20 protein-coding genes and 1 tRNA gene are annotated in these 25,447 nt (G+C 38.2%); 8 read left to right on the top strand and 13 right to left on the bottom strand.

The window, feature by feature from the left end; genetic code table 11:
• Positions 1–128: 128 nt before the first annotated feature.
• Together AC0UMU_RS04540 and AC0UMU_RS04535 are read right to left on the bottom strand one after the other, a co-directional pair.
• A complete protein-coding gene (locus AC0UMU_RS04540) occupies positions 129–464 on the bottom strand; it encodes a hypothetical protein (RefSeq protein WP_022390497.1) in 336 nt (111 codons plus the stop codon).
• The gene (locus AC0UMU_RS04535; protein ID WP_009319168.1) at positions 465–1,808 is read right to left on the bottom strand and encodes a sodium-dependent transporter; all 1,344 of its coding nucleotides are present in this window, start codon (positions 1,806–1,808) and stop codon (positions 465–467) included.
• 364 nt (positions 1,809–2,172) lie between these two features.
• Between AC0UMU_RS04535 and AC0UMU_RS04530 the strand changes: the two genes are divergently transcribed.
• Positions 2,173–2,604, top strand: coding sequence for a VanZ family protein (locus AC0UMU_RS04530; protein WP_009319169.1), 432 nt, complete (start codon positions 2,173–2,175; stop codon positions 2,602–2,604).
• A gap of 55 nt (positions 2,605–2,659) precedes the next feature.
• Here AC0UMU_RS04530 and AC0UMU_RS04525 read toward each other — a convergent pair whose 3' ends face one another.
• The 5 genes from AC0UMU_RS04525 to AC0UMU_RS04505 form a co-directional block, all read right to left on the bottom strand.
• Positions 2,660–3,676, bottom strand: coding sequence for a glycosyl transferase family 90 (locus tag AC0UMU_RS04525; RefSeq protein ID WP_416241626.1), 1,017 nt, complete (start codon positions 3,674–3,676; stop codon positions 2,660–2,662).
• Positions 3,677–4,349: 673 nt separating this feature from the next.
• A tRNA-Leu gene (locus tag AC0UMU_RS04520) sits at positions 4,350–4,431 on the bottom strand.
• A gap of 61 nt (positions 4,432–4,492) precedes the next feature.
• Positions 4,493–5,509: a S41 family peptidase gene (locus AC0UMU_RS04515; protein ID WP_473979883.1), complete on the bottom strand. Its 1,017-nt coding sequence runs from the start codon at positions 5,507–5,509 to the stop codon at positions 4,493–4,495.
• A 113-nt stretch (positions 5,510–5,622) separates the two neighbouring features.
• Positions 5,623–6,501 (bottom strand): DUF3316 domain-containing protein, encoded by an 879-nt coding sequence (locus AC0UMU_RS04510; protein ID WP_009319172.1) that lies wholly within the window; start codon positions 6,499–6,501, stop codon positions 5,623–5,625.
• Between the two features lie 2 nt (positions 6,502–6,503).
• Positions 6,504–9,197, bottom strand: a complete 2,694-nt coding sequence (locus tag AC0UMU_RS04505) for a DNA gyrase/topoisomerase IV subunit A (protein WP_288640083.1) — start codon at positions 9,195–9,197, stop codon at positions 6,504–6,506.
• A 232-nt stretch (positions 9,198–9,429) separates the two neighbouring features.
• Between AC0UMU_RS04505 and AC0UMU_RS04500 the strand changes: the two genes are divergently transcribed.
• The 3 genes from AC0UMU_RS04500 to AC0UMU_RS04490 are packed head-to-tail and all read left to right on the top strand — an operon-like array spanning position 9,430 to position 12,154.
• Positions 9,430–10,980, top strand: coding sequence for a glycine--tRNA ligase (locus AC0UMU_RS04500; protein WP_288640084.1), 1,551 nt, complete (start codon positions 9,430–9,432; stop codon positions 10,978–10,980).
• A gap of 11 nt (positions 10,981–10,991) precedes the next feature.
• Positions 10,992–11,582, top strand: coding sequence for a LemA family protein (locus tag AC0UMU_RS04495; RefSeq protein WP_270739035.1), 591 nt, complete (start codon positions 10,992–10,994; stop codon positions 11,580–11,582).
• Between the two features lie 26 nt (positions 11,583–11,608).
• The gene (locus AC0UMU_RS04490; protein ID WP_122304056.1) at positions 11,609–12,154 is read left to right on the top strand and encodes a BamJ family beta-barrel-assembly machinery protein; all 546 of its coding nucleotides are present in this window, start codon (positions 11,609–11,611) and stop codon (positions 12,152–12,154) included.
• 135 nt (positions 12,155–12,289) lie between these two features.
• Here AC0UMU_RS04490 and AC0UMU_RS04485 read toward each other — a convergent pair whose 3' ends face one another.
• The 3 genes from AC0UMU_RS04485 to AC0UMU_RS04475 all read right to left on the bottom strand — a co-directional run bounded on the left by AC0UMU_RS04485 (position 12,290) and on the right by AC0UMU_RS04475 (position 16,015).
• The gene (locus AC0UMU_RS04485; protein WP_009319177.1) at positions 12,290–13,891 is read right to left on the bottom strand and encodes a DUF4932 domain-containing protein; all 1,602 of its coding nucleotides are present in this window, start codon (positions 13,889–13,891) and stop codon (positions 12,290–12,292) included.
• Between the two features lie 119 nt (positions 13,892–14,010).
• Positions 14,011–14,211, bottom strand: a complete 201-nt coding sequence (locus AC0UMU_RS04480) for a PG1828 family lipoprotein (RefSeq protein ID WP_009319178.1) — start codon at positions 14,209–14,211, stop codon at positions 14,011–14,013.
• Positions 14,212–14,341: 130 nt separating this feature from the next.
• Entirely contained in the window at positions 14,342–16,015 is a 1,674-nt protein-coding gene (locus AC0UMU_RS04475; RefSeq protein WP_288640087.1) for an AMP-binding protein, read from the bottom strand.
• A 148-nt stretch (positions 16,016–16,163) separates the two neighbouring features.
• On the opposite strand from AC0UMU_RS04475, the gene mtaB reads away from it, so the two are divergent.
• The 3 genes from mtaB to AC0UMU_RS04460 are packed head-to-tail and all read left to right on the top strand — an operon-like array spanning position 16,164 to position 19,446.
• Positions 16,164–17,489 carry a tRNA (N(6)-L-threonylcarbamoyladenosine(37)-C(2))-methylthiotransferase MtaB gene (gene mtaB / locus AC0UMU_RS04470; RefSeq protein ID WP_278716241.1) on the top strand — a complete coding sequence of 442 codons (1,326 nt, stop codon included), beginning with the start codon at positions 16,164–16,166 and terminating at the stop codon, positions 17,487–17,489.
• A gap of 10 nt (positions 17,490–17,499) precedes the next feature.
• Positions 17,500–18,396 carry a lysophospholipid acyltransferase family protein gene (locus AC0UMU_RS04465; RefSeq protein ID WP_278716242.1) on the top strand — a complete coding sequence of 299 codons (897 nt, stop codon included), beginning with the start codon at positions 17,500–17,502 and terminating at the stop codon, positions 18,394–18,396.
• 33 nt (positions 18,397–18,429) lie between these two features.
• Complete coding sequence (locus AC0UMU_RS04460) at positions 18,430–19,446, top strand: glycosyltransferase family 2 protein (RefSeq protein ID WP_278716243.1); 1,017 nt, start codon at positions 18,430–18,432, stop codon at positions 19,444–19,446.
• Positions 19,447–19,477: 31 nt separating this feature from the next.
• Here AC0UMU_RS04460 and AC0UMU_RS04455 read toward each other — a convergent pair whose 3' ends face one another.
• The 3 genes from AC0UMU_RS04455 to AC0UMU_RS04445 are packed head-to-tail and all read right to left on the bottom strand — an operon-like array spanning position 19,478 to position 22,838.
• Complete coding sequence (locus AC0UMU_RS04455; protein WP_278716244.1) at positions 19,478–20,890, bottom strand: phosphohexomutase domain-containing protein; 1,413 nt, start codon at positions 20,888–20,890, stop codon at positions 19,478–19,480.
• Positions 20,887–21,594, bottom strand: coding sequence for an N-acetylmannosamine-6-phosphate 2-epimerase (locus AC0UMU_RS04450; protein ID WP_022390487.1), 708 nt, complete (start codon positions 21,592–21,594; stop codon positions 20,887–20,889). The genes AC0UMU_RS04455 and AC0UMU_RS04450 overlap by 4 nt, the downstream gene beginning before the upstream one ends.
• Before the next feature lie 5 nt (positions 21,595–21,599).
• Complete coding sequence (locus AC0UMU_RS04445) at positions 21,600–22,838, bottom strand: MFS transporter (RefSeq protein WP_270214546.1); 1,239 nt, start codon at positions 22,836–22,838, stop codon at positions 21,600–21,602.
• Between the two features lie 413 nt (positions 22,839–23,251).
• On the opposite strand from AC0UMU_RS04445, the gene AC0UMU_RS04440 reads away from it, so the two are divergent.
• Complete coding sequence (locus AC0UMU_RS04440; protein WP_278716245.1) at positions 23,252–25,444, top strand: DUF8202 domain-containing protein; 2,193 nt, start codon at positions 23,252–23,254, stop codon at positions 25,442–25,444.
• Positions 25,445–25,447: the final 3 nt, after the last annotated feature.

The following is a 25,447-nucleotide window of genomic DNA, read 5'->3' as shown; positions in this document are numbered from 1 at the left end:
ATAGACCTTTTTATTTAAAAAGTCTATCCGAGACAATGTATATTTTCGTACAAATTACAAAATAGGCTTTCTTCATAATCCGAAATCCTAACTATTTGCTTATTTACGTAAGCACAGAACTCCACTACTCAATTTCCGGAATTCTGATTTTGCACGGTATTCTCTAAAGATTCCCGTTCGACCGGGGCAAACGATTGCTCTTGAGGACGATACACAGGAGTTGCTTTCTTTCTACCGGAATTTTTCTTATGTCGAACAGTATCCTTCTTGATTGAAATTTGCTTCCTAAAGTCAGATATTTCGGTTTCGAACTGCTCGAAATCAGATGTTTCCGGATCGACCTGTCTTGTTGTACCATAAAAACGCACGACAAGAAGTATCGCAATGCTGCATAATAATAAGATTACGGCAAAACGTTCTCCTCGACTGAAATTCCAAAAACGATATTTTTCAGGTTCCTTCATCTAAAATAATCCAAGTCCGGATAAAAAAATCAAAAATATAGCTACGGGTGCGACAAAGCGCATACAAAACATCAATATACCAAAATACCATACACGAGAAACCCCGTGATTACTTAATTCTTCTTTTATAAATTGCCGGTCAAGTTTCCATCCGACAAATATAGAGATAAGCATTCCTCCTGCAGGCAACAATATATTCGAAGCTAAAAAGTCACAAAAATTAAATATGGAAAAACCTAAAATATAAAAATCGCTCAACGGGCCGAATGATAATGAACAAAGAGTACTCATCACCAGACAGATAAAAATGAGAATTTGCGATGCCCGACGACGTGTAAAATGAAATTCCTCATGCAAAAAAGCGATAGCGACTTCACACAACGAAATAGTAGAGGTCAGAGCTGCAACCGTAATGAGAACAAAGAATAATACAGACCAGATATAAGCGCCCGGTATTTGTTGAAATACATTCGGCAATGTAATAAAAATCAACTCCGGACCTTGAGAAGGGCTTATTCCAAAAGAAAACACCGCCGGGAAAATAATGACTCCGGCCAATACAGCGACAAAAGTATCTAAAGAAGCTACCGTAACCGCTGTCTTAGGCAACGAAGTTTTATCGGAAAAATATGAAGCATACGTTATCAGCGTGCCCATTCCTAAACTCAATGAAAAAAATGCCTGCCCCATAGCCCGTAACACTACTCCTGAATCGATCTTCGAAAAATCCGGATAAAACAAGAAAGAAAGCCCTTCCTTTGCTCCGGGCAAGAAGAGCGACCGTACGCAAAAAGCTATCAATATTACAAAAAGTAATGGCATTAAAATATTAGAAGCACGCTCTATCCCGTCACTGACCCCTCTTGAAACAATAAAATAATTCATCCCGAGAAATAGAAATATCCAAAATAACGGACGAATAGGCGATGCCGTAAATTCGGTAAAAGCAGTAGCAAAATATTCGGGGCTTTTCTGACTCATCCCGAAAGTAGCCGCCTGATAAACATAATCTAATGTCCATCCGGCAATCACAGAATAAAAACCCATAATAAACACCGGAGCAAATACCCCCATATACCCGATGATATTCCAATGTGTTCCGGGAGCTAATTTCAAGAACGAACGGTTCACATTTGCCTTGGCACTACGTCCTACGACAAACTCGGCAAGCATGACAGGCAATCCTAAAAACAATACACAAAGAATATACACCAACAGAAATGCAGCACCCCCGTTTTGCCCGGTTTCGTAAGGAAACCTCCAAATATTTCCCAATCCGACAGAAGATCCCACAGTAGCAGCAATAACACCCAATTTTGTAACAAATGTCGCTCGTTTTGCCATAAACTCCCAGTTTAAATTACATTAATACAAAAATAACATTTATATATCTTTTTATCACATTTAACCCCATAAAAATTAATTCTTGCAACAAATCAGAATAAATAAGAAGTAAAAAAGAAGCTAAAGTGCGTAAAAAACAAAATTCGCCATATAAAATATACTATCTTTGCAACATCAGAGTTTGTCTAAATTTTGATCGGTTCAGGCTAAAAAAGTTCTTTCCGGGAATTTCTGTTCTTACGCAAATGATAGCGAGCTATCTGACAAGTGAAAACGAGAAAACAGATCAAAAAAAACACGAAGATGACCTGACAATATTTCCTTATCGGAAAATTTAGACAGACACTTAATCAATATAACAATTATGAAAGTAATACGGTTTTTATCGAGGTTTATTCCTACAATGCTGGTAGGTATCACTATATTATATCTTTCTCTTTCTCATGTTACCTCTCCATATAATGTACCCAACATACAGAATTTAGACAAAATAGTTCATTTTACAATGTATATGGGATTAGTTTCCGTTTTTTGCTTCGACGTGTATCGTTCCAGTTGGCTTTCACGCTATGACGGATCTATACTGCTATCGGGATGGATACTTGCCGTTTTATGGGGTGGTCTGATGGAACTATTCCAAAAATACTTTACTGAATACCGAACAGCCGACTGGTTCGACTTTTTAGCAAACACGGTGGGCGCTTTCGCAGGGATCTTAATAGGGGTTTTCATTATACGCCCCCTCATTCGACGATACAAAAAAACAAATAAAAGACAAAACGCCCCTATTCTATAACCAAATACTCAGAGCCTGTCCCAAAGCCCTCTTAAACAAAATTTTCCGATTATTTTCAAAATGTCACCGAATTGGTTTCTTCAAAATATTTTTTCAAAACAAACAAAGAAACAAGTCTTTCTCTTTCCGGATCTTTAAACTGCTCTACATATTCATGTGCATGTCTAATGATCTCTTCTGCTTCTTGAGGATGTGCAATATAGTAATTAAGCCGCTCTTCCAAATCCGAAAAATCAGGCTTGATCTCTACATAATGATAATTCGGGATGAGTCTCCCTTCCATAAACCATGTCTCACATGTAGGTCGGGGCATAACGGCCAATGAATTAGACGACATCACCCATTTCAAATTACTTGCTACATCATTCCCCTCCAAAGACAAGATAAATTTATAATCAAGGTGTTGTCGCAATGTCATTTTTTCCACTATCCACTGCTTATTCGGATGCCGCCCTTTGATCTCCCCCAGATTGCACATAGGGTGTCCCCAATATTTTTCAAGAAATCGATAACGATTTTCTTTAAACCCATTTGTCCCGGGTACTCCGATTTTTCCACGAAAAACCACCATATTTTTCTTTTCTACAAAGCTTTTTTCGTCTTTGATAAAAATAAAATGGCGAACTTTATCCAATTTCATGATAACCGAATTCTCATTACCCGCTACAAGAGGCCGGCTTTTAACAATAGACGGAATGTTCGGAACAGAAACCAAGTCACCCGGGCATAACTTCCACTTCAAAGATTGAGGAAACCAACGAGTATATTCGAAAGTATCGAAAAAATAAACCTTCTGTTTACACATCGGCTGCCTCCTCAAGGGTATAAGTTCATCCCTCCAACTATCATAAGCCGCAGATAAAGATAAGGAATCTCTATCAAGTTGATTATAATAGTTTACACGCTGCATAATATAGTCTTTATCTGTCGATTTATTTAATTTTTCCAGCTCCTTTTTCAACCGAATTCGAAAAAAGAACTTAGGAATTATCAACCTCAGATAATTAACCCCATAATACACAAATTTGGGATTTTTCCCATTTCGCAATAAATAGGAAAATTTAGAATTTATCATAAAACCCGATTTAGCATTCAAAAAAATATGAATGTGATCTTATTTCCAATAACAGCATCAGTATAAACATACTTACTCAACGACACGATCAACTATCTATATTTTCCATGATCGCAATCAAAACCGCAAAAAAAATAGCTTAGATTGCGACGAGGCAAACCTACATCTCCTCTTTTTTACAACAAAGATAGAAATTATCTCTACCTTAACAAACATTTGTATGCATTAGGTTAATATTGTGCTATTCTGCCATATTAGAAGCTGTTCAAATTCTGTATAGGGATTTTTTAAGAATGATTTTTCGAAAGTGTTTTTCATCCGATAAAAAGCGAACAAGCATGTAGGTATACAGAAATTGGAAAACATACCCCCGAAAGAGAGATTAATAGAGCACAAATATTCAGGGAATAAAAGCCTGTTTAAATTTTGCCCGGGTCAGGTTTTAAGAATTTCTTCCGAGTATGTTTTTCTGTTTTTAGGAGGATGATAGCGGGCTATCTGACGAGGGAAAACGGGGAAAAAGATTGGAAGAAAACGCAAAATGAGCTGATAGTATTTTTTATTGGAAAATTTAAACAGACGCTAAATACCCAAAATTTCTTTTTAAAGCTTAGCCGGCCCGGACTAACTAAAAAAACAAAAGCCTGCAGAATATTTTCTACAGGCTTTGTGCGGATGAAGGGACTCGAACCCCCACGGCTTTCGCCACTAGATCCTAAGTCTAGCGCGGCTACCAATTACGCCACATCCGCGTTTTGCTTTGCAAAGGTAATCGAAGTTTATGAATTTGCAAACATTATTCGCTTTTTTTCCTCATTTACCTCCAGACATAATCCATTCCTTCGCACGTTCTATGATCGCATCCCGATCTGGAGTATCTGCCATATTCACAAAAATATCGGGAGCAATCCCAAATTCAGTGTGTTCTTTATTAACATTATAAATGGGAGAAGCGGAAAAACGCACCGACCAGCCGTTCGGCAATTCAGAAGATACAGGAAGACCGCTTCCACCTCCGGTATAATCTCCTATAATTTTTACTTGCGGCAACTCTTTCATTACCGATACAAAATTATTCGTTGCACTATAACAACGGCGATTTGTCAGTACGGCAACGGGCTTCAGATAATGTATCCGATCAGAAGGAGCTGTTTCTAACCTGATTTCATGAAAATCGGAGAAGGCATCATGAGCCGGACCGGTTTTATGTCGAATATAGCCGCAAATCCGATCTTCTGTAATAAAACGAGAGGCTATACGATTTACTGTCGTCAGGATTCCTCCGCTATTGTCTCTCACATCGATAATAATCCCGTCACAAGACGAAAACGCAGCAAGTATCTGATCCAGATTACTCTCTCCCACACCTGAAGAAAAACTCGCATAATATATATATCCGATGTTCGTATTTGCTAAAATACGATATTTCATACCTCCGGCTATTTGATAATCGGGCTGCTGCAAATAATATTTATTGACAATCTCTTCACTAAAGTTTACCGGATAGTCTTCGAACCATTTCCAATACCGGGCCATATCGAACGAAGAGGATAGGTTCACATGCCCGTCTTGCAACTCCGCCAGCATATCCGCCAATACACCGAACAACTCCTCATCTGTCATATTCTGTGCAATTCGCGACCGATAACGTTGATGAACTTCATTCCAGTCTATATTTTTATAATCGAAAAAACAATATCTTTCGTCCATAATAGACCACAAAGCCTCAAAATTACCTTCCGGATCATCTGTAAAATCCGATTCGGGAATACAAGAAGAAAAAAGAAACAACATCCCGAACGAACAAACCATAAAAATCCGGTTAAGCATTTTACAAACTTTACCTCGCAAAAACACATTAGAGGAAAAATATTCCGCCATATCCCGACATTCGAGAATATATTTAAAAAGTATCCGCCCTTTGACTATCATAGTATACCATATCAATAAAATGCAGAAATCGAAGAAGCTGCCGACATCACTTTTCTACGCTGACTACGTGTTACAAACTCCGTTGCGATTCCGACAGTAAATACATGTGTGTACATTTTATAAACCAAATGATTCTGGTGTGTAGATCGCAGCCGGTTTTTATACCCGATGCGCACGGCACTTCTTCCTACCGGAAAATCGACGGTAAACATATTACTCATATCGAACTGATTATGAAAAGAGCCGAAATGGACAATACCCTTCGTATTCCCGAGACTGAACATCTCATAATAAGTTTGTCCGTACCCGGGACAAAAAAATGTTCCTATAAAAGGTAAAGACATTGAATAACGGAGCGTAATCGGATAACCGGATACACGCCACGTATAAACGGCCATACCGGAAACTCCTGCATTGACCGAAGCCTTTGCCGCCGCCGGATTATTAGAATTTCTGAGATTATATATTCCGCCGACATTTGTACTCAACTCCCCGCCTCCCAACAATTTTAATTTACAAGGCAAACGGAAAATCCGATACAACCCGAAAGAATAATCAAACATACCAGTAATCATCATGCCGTTTCCGGGACGATTCCGAGTAGTTGAAAAATCGACTTCGAAAAGATGCCGTGCAGCCAATCGCCCGGCACCGAAAGGAGCTACTCTCATTCTTTCGTGTCCGATACCCACATCAAGACCGCTATACCGATTGATCGACAAGTAAGTGTCGTAAACCTGATTATTTCCGACAGAGAAATAGGTCGAGGCCACAACCGGACGAACAATCTTCACCGAATCGTTATCTCTTTCAACAGCCTGCATGATATTTTCTCCGAATAGAAAAAATATCATTAAAACAAACATTCCTCGGTACTGCCGGATTCCCATTCTTAAAATAATTTCATTTGACCGGTAATTTCATCCAATATATCGCTATTTCCTTCACTCTGAGAACCCGTAACCGTATCCGTATCATCCGGTAACTCGGCTTCCGGAACTTCCGGCTGCGGAATCTCCTTACGCAAAGGTTCTAATTCATTGATTGTCTCTACCGTATAGGTAGATATACGCTTACCTTTTGCCTTAAAGCTTTTCACACCGATAAACTCCTCCGCATCGATTATCAACGGATCTCGGAAAGCATCATTTCCTCCGAACACCACTTCAAAACGAGGGAACGATTCATCGGTAAGTAAAATCAAAGATGATTTAGGATTCTCACCCAAAAAATTTTGCTTCTTTTGAGTCGGCTCTAACTTGAATCGTTTCAAATAAGGATATCCTTGATCTGCATCATTTAAAGCCGCAGTCCATGTCTTACCGGAATCATACTTCTCTATAATCATAATATCCGCTTCATAATGGTTAGTCGCATCAAAAGAAGTGGTACAAAAATCTCCGTTCTTCATAATCACAAGAATCTGGTCGTTCCCGTGAAATTCACCCAGATACTCTCCCCGCCCATCATAATTAAGACGCAAAATATCCCGATCGAACCAAACCTGCCGTCCTCCTAACGTAGAACCGCCTTTTTCTTTCAAGGAGATTTTATGTATCTCATTTTTAGTTACGATATTCCCCATAGACTGCCGCCCTTTGATCGCAATGTCGCTAAAATCTTTATCGATGAACAGACACTTAAGTCGAGGTTTGGGTTTAAATGTAATTTTCAATATTTCAGCTTCACCATTCGGATTTGCAGTAAACCAAACAACCCGAGATCCCGGTTTTCCTTGGGTCAAATCATACTCTTTGTCACGAGTCACACCGGTCACGGCAAAACGCTTGATATAATGAAGACCGTCTTTCCCGTCACGATATATGACATTATAGATGGTTCGGGTATCGTTTTTCTTGAATACATTGATATACAACACATTTTTTCCGATAAACATTTTCTCGCTTACCCGAACGACCTTATACTTGCCGTCTTTATAAAAGATAATTATATCATCTATATCCGAACAATTACAAATAAACTCGTCTTTCTTAAGGCCGGTTCCCATAAAACCTTCCTCGCGGTTGATATACAATTTTTCATTTGCTTCGACCACCTTAGTAGCCTCGATCGTATCGAAACTCCGGATTACCGTCCGCCGAGGATAATTCTTTCCATATTTACTCTTCAATGCTTCATACCAGCGAATCGTATAATCTACGATATGAGCCAAATGATTCTCTATCTCTTCGATATCCGTCTTTATCGCAGCAATCTGCTCTTCAGCTTTCTCGGAGTTAAATTTAAGGATACGTCCCATTTTTATCTCCATAAGCTTTAAAATATCTTCCCGAGTTACTTCTCTGACAAACGAAGGTTTAAAAGGCTCTATTCTTTTATCGATATGCGCCACGGCAATATCCATAGAGGTACTGTCCTCAAAAGCTTTATCTTTATAAATCCGCTCTTCGATAAATATCTTTTCCAACGAAGCAAAATGAAGAGTCTCTTCCAACTCGTGTTTTTGAATGCTCAACTCTTCCCCCAGCAACCGCACCGTATTATCGACGCTGCGCCGAAGGACATCGCTCACCGTCAAAAAATGAGGCTTACTGTCACAAATCACACAACAATTCGGAGAAATACTTACTTCACAATCGGTAAACGCATATAGCGCGTCGATAGCCTTATCAGAAGAAGTACCCGGGATCAAATGCACCAATATTTCAGCATGCTGAGCCGTATTATCATCTACTTTGCGGATTTTTATTTTACCCTTTTCCAAAGCTTTCAGGATAGAATCAATCAATGTCGACGTCGTTTTTCCGTAAGGGATTTCGGTAATTGCCAAAGTCCGGTTATCCCGTTTCTCGACTTTAGCCCGAACTTTTACAGAACCGCCACGCTCTCCGTCATTATAACGGGTCACATCGATAAATCCGCCCGTCTGAAAATCCGGGAACAGTTCAAAAGGTTCATTCCTCAGATAAGCTATTGCAGCATCCAATATCTCATTAAAATTATGAGGCAATATCTTTGATGACAATCCTACCGCAATCCCTTCGACTCCTTGAGCCAATAATAACGGAAATTTAACCGGAAGCGTTATAGGTTCTTTATTCCGCCCGTCATACGAGGGCTTCCATTGCGTAGTTTTGGGATTAAACACGACATCGAGAGCAAATTTCGATAACCGCGCCTCGATATAACGAGGAGCTGCAGCACTATCTCCTGTCAATATATTCCCCCAATTTCCCTGACAGTCGATCAACAGGTCTTTCTGCCCCAATTGCACCAAAGCATCCCCGATAGAAGCATCTCCGTGAGGATGGAACTGCATTGTATGTCCGACAATATTCGCAACTTTATTATAACGCCCGTCATCCAATCGTTTCATTGAGTGAAGAATACGTCTCTGTACCGGTTTTAAACCGTCCTCCAAATGAGGAACTGCCCGTTCGAGGATTACATACGAAGCATAATCCAGAAACCAGCTTTGGTACATTCCCGTCAATTGATATTTAAAATCCGGCTTATCGCCTCCCGGCACTTTATAAGACGAATGGCTATTCTCTTCCGCCACATCGTTGCTTGACGCATCAAATTGATCATCAGCAGAAATCAGCTCTTTATCTTCTTCACTCATGAATCTAAAATATCTGTGTTTTTAACGCTCGAATCATATCGTCAATTTCCCTGAAGTTTCAAAATCTGCGGTTTTAACATTTTTATCAGCTTAATAACGACATGCTCATGCAAAAATACAAATTAAATCGAAAAAAATCATTTACTTTGCGCTTTATTAGCCTCAGAATCGAGGTTATAAACAATCTTTTTTTAAGTAAACCGACATAAAGATATAAAACATAACTAAAGATATGGCACAACAAGAAGACGTTTTTAAAAAACTGGTATCGCACTGTAAAGAATACGGTTTTGTTTTCCCGTCCAGCGAAATTTATGACGGACTCGCTGCAGTCTATGACTACGGACAAATGGGTGTAGAACTGAAAAACAATATAAAAAAATATTGGTGGGACAGTATGGTATTGCTCCACGAAAATATCGTCGGTATCGACTCTGCTATTTTCATGCATCCGACAATCTGGAAAGCATCAGGACACGTAGATGCATTCAACGACCCACTGATAGACAACAAAGACTCTAAAAAACGTTATCGCGCAGACGTCCTGATCGAAGACCAGTTGGCAAAAATGGACGAGAAGATCGAAAAAGAGGTTGAAAAAGCGGCGAAACGGTTCGGAGAATCGTTTGATGAAGCGTTGTTCAGACAAACCAATCCCCGTGTACAAGAGCATGTAGCAAAACGAGAAGAATTGCACAGTCGTTTCGCCAAAGCAATGAATGGCAACAACCTCGAAGAGTTGCGCCAGATCATCCTCGACTATGAAATCGTTTGCCCGATCAGCGGAACAAAAAACTGGACGGATGTACGTCAGTTCAATCTGATGTTCTCCACAGAAATGGGATCTACTTCCGATGGAGCAATGAAGGTATATTTGCGTCCCGAAACTGCTCAAGGGATATTCGTAAACTACCTGAACGTACAAAAAACAGGCCGTATGCGCATTCCTTTCGGAATCGCTCAAATAGGAAAAGCATTCCGCAATGAAATAGTAGCTCGGCAATTTATATTCCGCATGCGTGAATTCGAACAAATGGAAATGCAATTTTTTGTACGCCCGGGACAAGAGCTCGAATGGTTTAAAACATGGAAAGAAATACGACTCAAATGGCACAAAGCTTTGGGATTAGGAGACCATAAATACCGATTCCATGATCATGACAAGCTGGCACACTATGCAAACGCCGCTACCGACATCGAATTCGAAATGCCTTTCGGATTCAAGGAAGTCGAAGGTATCCACTCCCGTACCAATTTCGATTTGGGAAGTCATGAAAAATATTCAGGGAAAAAACTCCAATATTTTGATCCCGAACTGAACGAGTCTTACACTCCTTATGTTATCGAAACATCCATCGGTGTAGACCGCATGTTCCTCAGTATCATGGCTGCAGCTTATTGCGAAGAAAAACTCGAAAACGGAGAGTCTCGTGTAGTATTGAAATTACCTGCACCTTTAGCTCCGGTAAAACTCGCAGTCTTACCTTTAGTAAAGAAAGACGGACTGCCTGAAAAAGCTCGGGAAATCATTGATACACTGAAATTCGATTTCAAATGCCAATACGACGAAAAAGATTCTATCGGAAAAAGATATCGACGTCAAGATGCAATCGGAACTCCGTTCTGCGTCACCGTAGATCATGATTCTCTTCAGGACAACATGGTCACGATCCGTCATCGCGATACGATGGAGCAGCAGCGTGTCCCTATCGATCAATTGGCACAAATCATCGGAGAACAGGTTAGTTTAAAGTCTCTGTTAAAAAAAATCGTTGAAAAATAAATAACGGATATATGAAAAAATCTCTTATCGTCTTAATAAGTATCCTTGCCTTGCTGGTAATCATTATCGGCTACGGAATATCGATAAACAACAAAATGGTAAATGCCGATGAAGCCGTAATGTCTCAATGGGCAAAAGTAGAAAATCAGTACCAGCGCCGGGCAGATCTGATCCCGAATCTCGTAAATACAGTCAAAGGGTATGCTTCTCACGAGAAAGAGACTCTCGACGCTGTGGTAAATGCCCGGGCTAAAGCCACACAGGTTACAATCAGCCCCGACAACCTAAACGAAGTTTCTTTGCAAAAATATCAGGCTGCCCAAGGTGAACTGAGCCAAGCTTTAGGGCGGCTGTTAATGGTAACGGAGAATTATCCCGACCTGAAAGCAAACCAAAACTTTCTGGAACTACAAGCACAACTTGAAGGGACAGAAAACCGCATTTCTACCGAACGGACAAGATATACAGACATGGTACGGGACTACAACGCCATGATACGTCGTTTTCCTGCGAGCATTATAGCCGGAATAGGCGGATTTGACAAAAAACCTCAATTTACAGCCGAAGCCGGAGCTGAAAAAGCACCGGAAGTAAAATTTTAATTGATGAATAAAAAGGAATAAAAACAATGAAAAAATTTCCGGGAATTATAGTATTACTGACTATTGTTTTCATAATGTCTTGTAAAGACGATAAAGAAGACACATGGACACAATATCAGAAATGGAGAAATGAAAATGCGGCCTACTTCAATCAGAAAAGGGCAGAAACGGATGAAAACGGATTTCCGGTTTACACAGAAATTTATCCGGTTTGGGATCCGGGAAGTTTTATTCTGATGAAAACATACAAAAAAGGTGATGGAACAAAACCTGCTCCGCTAAACAACAGCACTGTAAAATTCATGTATAAAGGAATGCTGTATAACGGCACAGCTTTCGACTCGACTTATCTTTATACCGACAGTGCAACCACCGGAAGAGTAGATCAATTCATACAAGGATTTCAGATTGCTCTCACAAGTATGCAACCCGGTGACAGTTGTCAGGTAATTATTCCTCAAAACTTAGGATATGGAGCAGAAATGTCTTCTTCAGTCATATTGCCTTATTCCACCTTGATTTTCGATCTCAAGCTGATAGACGTTCTCGGTTATGAACATCAAGTTCCTTAAAAAAATAAAAAATTACAAATAAGTAAAGAGGGGCAATTTAATTTCGCCCCTCTTTACCATTTTAATAATATATTCTTTATTAAACTTTTATCCCCAATTAATCTTAATCGAGCATAGACTTATAGATAGTACCTTTTATTTAATAAACTTCCACGGAACAGATTTTGTGTCATAAAAACCTTCAGACAACACCGTCCGATTACCGCTAAAAATATGATAGCTATAACTTCCATGGGAATAACTGTTTATATCAAGAATATTATCATTCTTAAAAGCCGTATATACAATCATTCCATTTTTATTGTTTTGCGGATTTGGTAAGCAAGTAATAAATCTTAGACTCGGATCATTATATTTCTTATCAGCAAAAAGTTCGCCATTTTTAATCTGAAACGGAAAAGTCTCTTTGTAATGAGACAAAAACAAGTTACTCTCTATCGTTCCATAACATAATATTCCGTATTCATCCAAAGGTTTACTCAAAGCCACACTATCAGATATCACGACACATTCTTTTATTGTACTTTTTTGCTTTATAAAATCAGCGACATAAGCTGTATATTGTTTTATTTTATATATAAGCTCTTGATTGCAATCTGCCGTAGGATAGACAACTGCGATTTTTCCGGTATTAAAAACACGATCTATAATGCCGTTAAAAGCAGCAGTATCAAAATTATTAACAGGATTCAAATCGGCCAACATCGACAATAGGTTTGGAAAATATTCAGCAAATGTTACACCATCAGAATCTCGGAGACTTTCAAACCGTTTTAAACTTTCAATAATCGGCTCAATATATACAAAGCCTTGTTTTTTTTCATAAATTACCCATTCCGCTCCGACTTGCTTACCGAACAACATTTCCATCATTCTTGCCGTAACAGCTCTTACAATATGTTCATCTAACGTTATTTTCCACTCACCATACGCCTTAGAAGTCATAAATTCTCTTATCGGCTCAAAAAGTTTTTTACTTAACTCAACCTTATCTCTATATTTTTCTGTTAATGGGTTAACAAACGAATGATTAAATTCATGCAAAATAACATTATCAAAAAATCGTTCTCTATACTTCCCCTCCCCACATATCACAGGATAAAGATCATATTTGTCATTACTCGATTTAAATCTCAGACCATAATTATTGTTCCCGTTAAGAGGGCATATAATCATATTATAACTATTGCAACTATCTTTATAATACTCTTCTACTGTTTTGACTAAGTCCCGACCTTGAAACATTTCACGAACTGATGCAAGAATACGCTCATAAAACTCTTTCTTAGATACATAAAAATGTTCAAATCCAGATTTTTTTGCAAAATCGCGAATCGCATCTCTATATACAGAAAGATTGGCTTCTCCTCCAGCACGATTTTTCACATCCTCAGAATAAGGTACGATTCTTTTTAATTGAAGAGGTTGGGACAATCGCAATATAAAATCCACAGGAGCATCATAACTAAAACCATACTCTTGTAAAAGCATTCTCGTCACTTCAACAGCCTTCGAATCTTTCATAGGCTCAAAATATGCTTTTACCTCATTACTATAAGGCGAATTTTTAGTTACGAGTGGATAATCGGCCATAATCTGTATCACCCCTAACAACTCAGTCCTTGGATCAACGGATACATTCAACTTGCCAACACTCGTACGAACCGGTTCTAACTTTTTAGCAGGTAAAGAAAAACAAAAGAGTAAAAGAACTAAAAGTAATATTATCTTTTTCATATCATTACAATATTAAATTTCCAATAACATCCACACTTTTTCTACTGCAAAAATATAAAAAAAATAGAGCAGCTCTTCTCAGAACCACTCTATTACTCCTTTTTGTTCTTATCGCTAAATTATTCAGCAACAACTGCAGCTGAATCAACGATAGCAGCTGAGTCAGCAGCTACAGAATCAACGATTACAGTTTCTTCTACTACAGAAATAGAATCAACCATAGTTGAATCAGCGCTAGTAGCGTCGCTAGTAGTTTTAGAAGAACAAGCTGCAAATGACATTGCAAATGCAACAGCGAAGAACAAGACTAACTTTTTCATTTTCTTTAAATTAAATATAAAACAATAAATTATTGCTTCAAAAACGGTTCAAAGGTATAGATTATTTTCTAATGTTGTATCACCTGAACTCATTTTTTTTCAAAAAAGTCAACTTTTTTCTTCAGAAATGCTATATCGGAGAAAAATTTGTATAAAGATACCGTTTTATACTCCGTTTCGGAGTTTTCTCAAATTCAGTCGGATAAAGATGAATTTTAGCGATTTGTTCATAAGGAGCAACCTCCTTATTTAAATTTTTCCGAATTTCCTCCATTGCTACCGGCAAATCTTCATTCGCAATTCCATAATCATCAACAGCCTCATAGTCAGGATATACCAAAGCGACCAAACGTCCATCCTTTTCAATAACAAGGCTTTCCATTATAAACGGCATATTATTCAATTTCGACTCGATCTCCTCCGGATAGATATTTTGCCCGCTCGCCCCCAAAATCATTGTTTTGTAACGACCCTTTATAAATATGGTATCATCGTTATTCACCGTACCCATATCGCCGGTATGCAACCAACCATCCTTATCGATCACCTTTTCGGTCGCTTCCTGATTTTTATAATAACCGGCCATTACGTTCTCACCTCGTACACAAATTTCTCCCGGAATCAGCTCGGGATCAGAAGAGTCGATCTTCACTTGCATATATCCTTCAAGAATTCGTCCAGAAGAACGTGGTATAAATTCAGAATGGTGAGTATAACTGATCAAAGGACCGCATTCTGTCATTCCATAACCGACAGTAAACGGAAATTTAATACGATGCAAAAAAGCCTCAACTTCGGCATTTAAAGGAGCGCCTCCGACAATTACCTGCTCAAAACGTCCACCGAAAGCATCCACCAGTTTTTTTCGTACCTGCCCATAAATACGGGAGTCGAGCAACGGAACATTAAGAGCCCATTTCAACGGACGTTTATTCAACATCGGCAATATCTGCTTCCGATATATCTTTTCTAATATCAGAGGCACGCAAATAATAAGATTAGGCTTTACCTCTTCCAATGCTTTCAACAATATTTTAGGCGAAGGAATTTTCCCCAATAACGTAATGTGCGTGCCGACAGCCAAAGGTACTAACAAATCAAATGCACATCCGTAAGCATGTGCCAAAGGTAAAAATGAAAGACATTTACTTCCTGAAAAATGAAGTTTCGAAGATATTCCGAAACACACATTTCCTCCGAGATTATTTCCCGTAAGCATTACCCCTTTACTAAAACCGGTCGTTCCCGAAGTATAATTAATCAAGATTACCTTGTCATTAGTTAATTCGGCAAAACGGACATCGTCTCTCGTAAAACCCTTAGGATATGCTTTTTTAAACAACTTATCCATATCACCCAAACATTGAGTAATACATTCTCCGTCCCGCTGATCAAGACAAGTATAATCCACCAAAGAAATAGTCGCGCGTAATTGGCTCAGTTTATCCACTTCGAGATTTTCCCAAATCAAATCTCCGGCAAAAAGCAAAACAGAATCTGAATGATTAACAATATGCTGAACATCATTTGCATTAAAATCCTGCAATATCGGAACGATAATCGCTCCATAAGAAACCGCAGCCATAAAAGCTATACACCATCGGGGAGTATTACGGCCGACAAGAGCAATCTTGTCCCCACGCCTAATCTGACAATATTTAAATAACAGATGCAAACGGGCTATTTGCTCTGCAACTTCTCCATAAGTAAAAGTTTCTCTCGTATTATAATCGGTCAATGCAGGCAGATCCCAATTTTCCTTAAAACTTTTCTCATAGATTTTGATAAAATTTTCCTCGATCATGGCAAATTAAGTTATGTCGAACTGCAAATTTATAATGAATAGTTGGTATTCTCCCTATAATATAGCTAAGGAATGTTACAGCACCGACGCTTTTTGCCTTAAAATGACTAACTTTGTTTCGTTTTTAATATGAATTACAGTCTCATTAATGGTCGATCATACAATTTTTGAAAATAAAACAGCAGTTTATTATACATTAGGGTGTAAACTCAATTTTGCTGAAACTTCCGCGATTGGAAAGATTCTGGAAGAACAGGGAATCCGCAAAGCCAGAAACGGAGAAAAAGCTGACATCTGTATTATCAACACCTGTTCGGTAACAGAATTAGCCGACAAAAAATGCCGGCAAACCATTCGAAAAATCGCCCGACAAAATCCAGGGGCATTTATAGTAGTGACCGGATGTTATGCCCAACTGAAGCCCGAAGAAATAGCACATATTCCCGATGTAGATTTAGTTCTCGGAGCAGAACAAAAACTAAATATATTAGATTATCTGGATGATCTGCATAAACAAAAGGGTAACGGAACGATCATCACCACGCAAAGTCAGGACATACGGACTTTCAGTCCCTCCTGTTCTCGAGGAGACCGAACCCGCTATTTCTTGAAAGTACAGGACGGTTGCGACTATTACTGCACTTATTGCACTATTCCTTTTGCAAGAGGCAGAAGTAGAAACGGATCGATCGCAGAAATGGTAAAGCAAGCTGAAACTGTCGCAGCATCAGGCGGAAAAGAGATCGTTCTTACCGGAGTAAACATAGGGGACTTCGGAAAATCGACCGGAGAATCATTTTTCGATCTGGTAAAAGCTTTAGATCGGGTAGAAGGTATAGAACGTTACCGGATTTCTTCCATAGAACCTAATTTACTTACCGATGAGATCATCAATTATGTTGCAACGTCCCGCCGTTTCGCTCCTCACTTCCATATACCGTTGCAATCGGGAAGCGACGAGGTACTTAAACTGATGCATCGCCGATATGATACCGCACTCTTCAAGAGCAAGATACAAAAAATCAAATCTGTAATGCCCGATGCATTTATAGGAGTCGATCTCATTGTCGGAGTGAGAGGTGAAACCGAACAATTCTTCAACGATGCTGTTCGATTTGTTTATGGGCTCGATATTTCTCAGTTGCACGTATTTACTTACTCAGAACGACCCAATACACAAGCTCTTAAAATCGATCATGTAGTAAATCCCCAAGAAAAACACGAACGATGTAAAAAGATGCTTGAGATCTCCGAAAAAAAGACACACGAATTCTATTCATCCCAAATAGGAAAAACGAGACCTGTTTTATTCGAGCACCCCAAAAAAGGAGCGCCCATGCACGGATTCACAGACAACTATATCCGAGTCGAAATGCCTTACGAGAAAAACAGGGTAAACACGACATGCAAAATATTATTAGGAGACTTCAATGAAACAGGAGATGCTCTTACCGTAACACGAATTATCGAATAAACCCGTAGATATGAAAAAAGAAACATCTGAAAATATCCTCTATTTTCCGTTGTATTTCTATTTTTGGCTACATGCTCTGTTACCGCTGAAAATATTATACATATTATCCGATATTCTATTTTTTCCGATGTTCTACATAGTACGTTACCGGAGAAAACTGGTATATCAAAATATGAAAGATTCATTTCCTGAAAAAAGCAAAAAAGAAATCCGTCGGATGGAAAAAGCTTTTTACCATCACTTCTGCGACTATATCGTAGAAACAATCAAATTACTCCATATCTCCGACAAAGAGACTCGAAAAAGGGTAAAATTCCACAATACAGAAGCATTACAGGAAATTGTCGATAACGGAGGTTCATGCCTGATGCTGCTCGGACATTACGGCAACTGGGAATTTGTTCCGTCCGTCACTCTCTGGATGCGTAATGGAAGCGTAATTTTCGCACAAATATATCGTCCTCTGAAAAACAAATGGTTCGATCGTTTCTTTCTCAAACTTCGGGGAAGATACCATTCCGAATGTATTGCCAAACAAGACACGCTAAGAAGTATTTTACGCTATAAATCCTCAGGCAGACCGTCTATCACCGGATTTATGGCAGACCAAACTCCTTCTCCGGCAAATATACACCATTGGGTAAATTTCTTGAACCACGACACTCCGGTATTTACCGGAGTCGAAAAAATCGCCCACAAAGTCGGCTTCTCTGTTTTTTATTTCGATGTCGAAAAAATAAAAAGAGGATATTATTCCGTAACAATCCGGGAAATATCTAAAAATCCGAAAGAGACCGAAGAGTTCGAAATCACGAACAAATATATGGAAATGATGGAAACAACGATACTTCGTGCGCCGGAATATTGGTTATGGACTCATAACCGTTGGAAACATAAACGCTCCTGATAACCGATTTATCAAACTTAAAAAATTTCTCTTTTGAAAAAAGTTGCAGTCATCATATTGAATTGGAACGGATTGGCTCTTCTGGAAAAGTTTCTTCCGTCCGTATGCCGATATACAAATCCCGAATTGGCTGACATTATCATTGCAGACAACGGTTCTGACGATAATTCTATCGCATGGATACAGAAAAATCACCCCGAAGTGAAAATCATGGCATTCCCGCAAAATTACGGGTATGCCGAAGGGTATAACAGAGCCATCAAAGCGCTCGAATACGAATATGTAGTATTATTGAACTCGGACGTGGAAGCCACACCTGCATGGATAGAACCGCTTGTCGAATACTGTGACAAAAATAGAGACGTTGCTGCCTGCCAGCCAAAATTGAAAGCATACCGACAAAAAGATTATTTTGAATATGCCGGTGCGGCCGGAGGATTTCTCGACCGATATGGCTACGCTTTCTGCCGGGGCAGGATATTCGACACGATAGAAAAAGATTACGGACAATATGATTCGATAACCGATATATTTTGGGCTACCGGGGCATGCTTATTTATCCGGAGGGCAGAATACTTGAATGCCGGCGGTCTCGATGCCGATTTCTTTGCACACATGGAAGAGATCGACCTTTGCTGGAGAGTGCATCTTATGGGCAAACGAATTGTAATTATCCCGCAAAGTACCGTCTACCATCTGGGAGGAGGAACACTAAACGCCTCGAACCCCCGAAAGACATATCTCAATTTCAGGAATAATCTATTAATGCTTTATAAGAATCTTCCTCTCAAAGAAGGAAGATCTTTATTATTCATCCGCAGACTTATGGACACGGCAGCAATGGGAAAATTCCTTTTATCGGGAGAGTGGGAAAACGTAAAAGCCGTATGGAAAGCTCATATAGACTACCGGAAAATGAAAAAACGCTATAACTCCCAACCGAAAACCAACCTGCTTAAAAACTTTCCTGAAACTAACCGGAACATTACCGTAGATTATTTTCTCAAAAAAAAAAGATTTTTTGAGAAAATAAATTCAAAAAAACAATAGCGCCTATTTTTTTAATACCTCATAAGTCTTGTTATATTCCCAATATTTCCCGGCCACACGACAACAACATTTCTGTTTCTTTCTCAGATTGCCCTTCCGCATAGAAACGAATGATATCCTCAGTTTCAGAACTTCGAATAAGTAACCACCTACAAGGACCTAACAAAAATTTAATACCATTGACAATATTTCTACTACTACAAAATGATTGTATACCAAACACTCTAAATCCATTGATCATTCGCGGTGAATTCAAAAATAGTTGAGGTAACAGATCATTTTTATTTTCATATCTGTATACTAAATCCATACGGTTATAATAAATCTGTCCGAGAGTAGACAATTTTCTCTTGAAATATTCAGATAATGTTTTACATGAAGATGTTGCCAACATCTCTAATAAAAGCAATGAAGAAAATATCCCATCCCTCTCAGGAATATGTACTCCATAACCAAAACCTCCACTTTCTTCTCCTCCAAAAGCGATATCATGCCGAATCATAACATCACATATATATTTAAATCCAACTTGCACTTCATATATAGGAGTAGTCTCATTCTCAAATAAAATACGAACTTTGTCAGATACCGAAGATGTTTTTATTATTCCTCCCGAAACTTTTTTTACATTCTTCAAATAATCAACAAGCAACAAAATCGTATACTGTGCAGACAGCCAATCTCCAGAATCAAGACAAACTCCAATTCTATCAGCATCACCATCCGTAGCTACTCCAAATGAGTAATTTCCTTTTTTTAAAGATTCAGACAACGGTTTCAAATTCTTCTCTATGGGTTCTGGTGATCTACCGTAAAAATCGGAAACAGGATCAGCAAAAATCGAAACAGCCTCTATTCCATGCCTTTTTAAAATTTGTTCTGTAAGCCTTTGCCCCGATCCTCCCATACTATCAATAAGCAAACAAAGACCCGACTCTTTTATCTTATCAAAATTAATAATTCTTTCAGTGTGCCTGATATATCCATAGATAAAATCACATTTGGTGACAAATTTTTTTGATTCCTTTATCTTTGAACGATAGAGATATGACTCGACGATCTTCGTCTCTTCAGTAGAAAATGGACCTCCATACTCCGATTTGAATTTTATACCGTTATATTCTTTCGGATTATGAGATGCAGTAATCATAACTCCAGCATCACAACCAGACTCTAATACTTTATAAGATAAAACAGGAGTCGGGATAATCCTATCTGACAGATAAACTTTTATCATGTTTCCCGAAAGTACTTGCGCAAAAATATTCGCAAACAGCTCCGAATTTTCACGGCTATCATAGCCGACAGCCACAACTGGTGTTCGATTTTTTCCCAGTAAATAATCACTAAAAGCTTGTGCTATTACTGCAACTGAAACTTCATTTATTTGAGAGCCATTCAAAGCTCTCCAGCCATCTGTTCCAAAAAATATTTTCATTTTCATATTTGTCCAACTTTTTTCTTAATTGCATTTACATACCAACGCGTTATTATTTGAGGTCGAGTAATAGATGTTCCTACAATGACAGCCCAAGCCCCATTTTCTATAGCTTGTGCAGCATATTCCGGTTTATTAAATCTTCCCTCAGCCATAATCGGGAAATCCCGAGGAACAAACTTTATACATTCTTCCAATAACGAAAAAGAGGGATACTCCTGATTAACAAAAACCGTATCGGGCGTATAACCACACAGTGTCGTCGATATACAATCAGCTCCCGCTTCATAGCAGGCGAATGCCTCCTGAGAAGTAGCAATATCTGCCATTACCAGAATTTTGGGATACATTTTTTTTATTTTTTTTATATAATCCGGTCCCGTATATTGTTTCTCCCTTATTCTATACGTCCCATCCACAGCTATAAACGTCGCATTTATTTTAAGCAAAGCCTCGACTTCCGCAAAAGAGCCAGTGATACGTACAAATCCATCTTCAAATATCGATTTAGTAAGACAAATTACAGGTAAAGATGTATTTTGCATTATATAACGACACTTTTCAATACCACAACTTCGAATTCCGACAGCACCGCCAAGTTCGGCACACCTTGCAAAATCGCCTACACCTTTCGGTGTATTAAACGGAGAACCCTCTTCTGCCTGACAAGAAACGATAAGGCCATTTTTAATTTTTTCCAACACATTCATGACAATTAAACTCTTCTATGGTGTTTATAATATATACATATTAACAGGAGTAATGAAACCATTGCAGACAGTATCCAAAACATACGGATAAATGAAAAATCGATGATTTCTACCCCTCCAATAATCTGTTTTTTGCTCTCAATAAAAAAGCCACTTAAAATATCCTGAATGCCTGCTGCCATATAGCTGGCTATTCCTATTACACCTACAGCCGCACCCGTTGCCTCTTTTGGAGCCAAATCTATAGCCATAAGTCCGCCCAAATAACATATCAAAATACCAATAGATATTCCGAAAAGAACCATGGCTACAATATCCATAAGCTTACCACCATCGGGAATATATAAAAAAAGATATAAAGCGATCAAATTCATAAAGCTTGCCAAACAAGCCGGGATATACCGCTTTCCTCTAAAAAGTTTATCAGATAACAACCCCGAAAATACCGTACCTATAATTCCACATATAGAACTTATCGAAATCAATCCACTAGCCTCCACAATAGAATAATGTTTTTCTACTTCGAAATAATAAACTCCCCAACTATTGACTGCATAACGGCTGATATACATAAAAGCGCTTGAAAGAGCAAGCAGCCAAATAGTACCGCTCTTTAAAACAGAAAGCTGCTTTTTCCCTATTTCCTTTCGGTTAACAAATACGTCCCCGTCTATTGCATCATGCGGAAAAGGTTTTAAGAAAATAAATATAAGAACCGCACCTATAATCCCCAACATTCCGGCACTTAAGAAACCAAACTGCCAACCGGTCATACTGACTACAAATGCTATAAATATAAAAGTAAAAGCCTCTCCTATATTATGGCTCGCACTCCAAAAACCATATACTGTACCTCGCTGCTTATCCCCGAACCAACGATTAAGAGCAATAGCACTACAAGGCCCACCAAGAGACTGTACCCATCCGTTAATCCCCCATAGCACTACAAAAACGCCAAACAATACATGCATACCCAATATCAGATTAAGGAGCGCAGCAACCAGCAACCCGCCGGACATTAAAAAACGTATATTGAAACGATCGGCAAAAAAACCGTTTACAAATTTTCCTACTGCGTACGAAAAGAACAGAGATCCTCCGATAATACCCAACTCTGTCTCACTCAAATAACCCGAATCCACAATCGGCCTCTTTACGACATTGATACTTAAACGGCACACATAGAAAAGACTATATCCCAATGTCGTAATAAGAAATATAATCCATTTGTAATTTTTTTTCACGGCTATCTTAATTTTACATTTAACATATTCACGATGCAAATAAAATAAATATTTTTATAAACAACAATATGTTACAAAAATATTTTCAAAATAAAAAAATCATCATACACACCTATATTCCTACAATATCCAGCCTTTAACCACAAATACAATACAATGTAAAACAAATAATTATAAAAAAAATAGACAACAAACACATATGCAAAACACATCTATCATAGAATCGAAACACTTTTGTAATATTTTTGTAATATACTCATGCATATACAAAAAATATTTCGTAAATATTTTGCAATTTACAATTTTATCATTTTATTTGCAACAAGAATTTAAAATAATATTCAAACTCCTGACATAATTAACCAGAGATTTCAAAACCATTATATCTAAATCAACCATTAATACAATCAATTATGAAAAAGGCGTTTTTATTATCGTTATTATGTATTGAAACGGTTTTTGCTGCAAATGCACAAATAAAACCGGGAGGAGTATCAGGATCGGTTTTATGGCTTAGAGCAGATAAGGGTGTGACCATAGATGCTGATAATAAATTGACAAGTCCGTACTGGGAAGATCTATCTGACCAAAAGCAAGAAATCGAACTTTTCCAAAAAGATGAAGGAGGTTCCGAAACATTAACACTGAAAAACAGCACCGTCAATTTCAATCCAACAGTTTACTTCAATGGGAAAATTGCATTAAAAGGATTAGAAAATAAAAAATACCAATCAGTTTTCGCAGTTTATTCAGCAAATCTAACTACAGAAAATAAAGAGGAATCAACAGTTTTATCTATTCAGGAAAAAGGTATAACAGATTACGGGAATAAAGAAGACCTTGTTTTTTTTCAAACTTACAAAATGGGGTCTAATCCTACTCCGACATGGTTAGTTTCTGATGGAATCAACAATTATTGGGGAACACGTTCTACAGCAATAACAAGTAAAGCCACTGGCTTCCATTCTTGTTTTGCAGCTTTTGGCAACCCAAAAGGAGATATGGTAACTTTCGACGGAGGTCTGTTCAGCGTCCTGACAAGATTCGTTTCCTCCCCATCGAAAGAGGGTATTTTCTATGCCGGAGTTAGTGTTGCAGGAACGACTAAAATAGGTAAATGGCTCGAAGGAGATATTGCTGAAATTATAGCTTTCGACAGACTTATTACAGATGAAGAAAGATACAAAATAGAGTCTTATCTTGCTGCGAAATATGGTATTACTCTAATTAAATCCTCTTCTTCCAATCCAACAAAAGTACCTACTACACCAAACTATAAATTCACTTATTCAAGTAGTGCAGGGCAAATTTGGTGGGCAGGAGAAACTTCTGACTATTCTTCTTATAATAATTATATTACAGGCATTGTACGCGATGATGCTTCCGGACTTTCTCAAATAAAATCGACCGGACGGATCGGTTACGGGTTAACTGAAGATGAAGGTATATTGACAATATCAAACGGAAGTTCTTTTTCATCTCCTGCCAAATTTCAAGAAGATGGACAATTTGCTTTTGTCGGAGCAACATCTGACGCTCTTAATACTACAGAACAAATACAAGCCTTTAATGAAGACGAAAAAGAAATAGCCTGTACAGTTTTAAAACGAAATTGGAAAATCAATTTATCCGGGATCAATACGATTAGCCTACAATTCAAAGTTTCGCCAACAATAGCGACATTATTGGCAGAAAACCCTAAAGTCGGTTTGATAAAAAAAACAGAAACCAATACAATATTCATACCGGTACAGTATGATGACGAAGCCATGACTATAACAGCAGAAGGTATCGAATTCACTTCCGGAGATATATTTACAATTGTTGTCGACTATATCGACAAACCGCAAATCAACCACAAATCTCAAAAAGTATGCTTAGAATCAACTATCTCACTATCTGCCACACCCGCAGGAGGCAGTTGGTCAGGAAAAGGAGTTACAGGATCAACGTTTAACGCATCCTTAGCCGGACTGGGCGAACATACAATAACATACACATTGAATAACATGAGTGAAAATATCATATTCACTGTTGAAAACGAAATAGAACCATCTGTATCGCTGACATCCAATATTCCTGAATCGGATGAATGGGATGCCATCATTATCGAAGCTCAATCTGTAACAGGTGGAGAAGATCCTCTATTTCAATTTGCATTAGATGACCCCGATTTTGAATACCCATTGGATGTTTTCTCGTCAAACAACATATTGAGATTGGCCGGTTACCAACTGGAAGAGGGAAATCATACAATATATGTACGCATGAAAACTTCTTTACCTTGTGCAACAAAAGAAATTGCAACAAACCAAATTAACATAAACAAGACTCCTACCGGAATCATTGTTTCTCAAAAAGCGACAATAAGCTGTTTTCCAAATCCTTTCGATAAAGAAATTAATTTAACCGGTCTTGACAATGATAAAGACTATATTATTAACATTTTCACGACCAATGGGAAATTAATATTCTCAAATAATTGTTCAGCCGGACAAAATAAAATCGATGTGGCTCATCTTAATACCGGAATATATCTGTTACAAATCTCCGAAAAAGAATCTCGCAAAAAAGTTGCAGTAATCCAGCTTGTGAAGTATCAGTAAAGA

The organism is Coprobacter fastidiosus (genome assembly GCF_982245605.1).
Note: the sequence above shows the minus strand (reverse complement) of the source record. Positions and strands in the feature narration are given on the sequence as shown.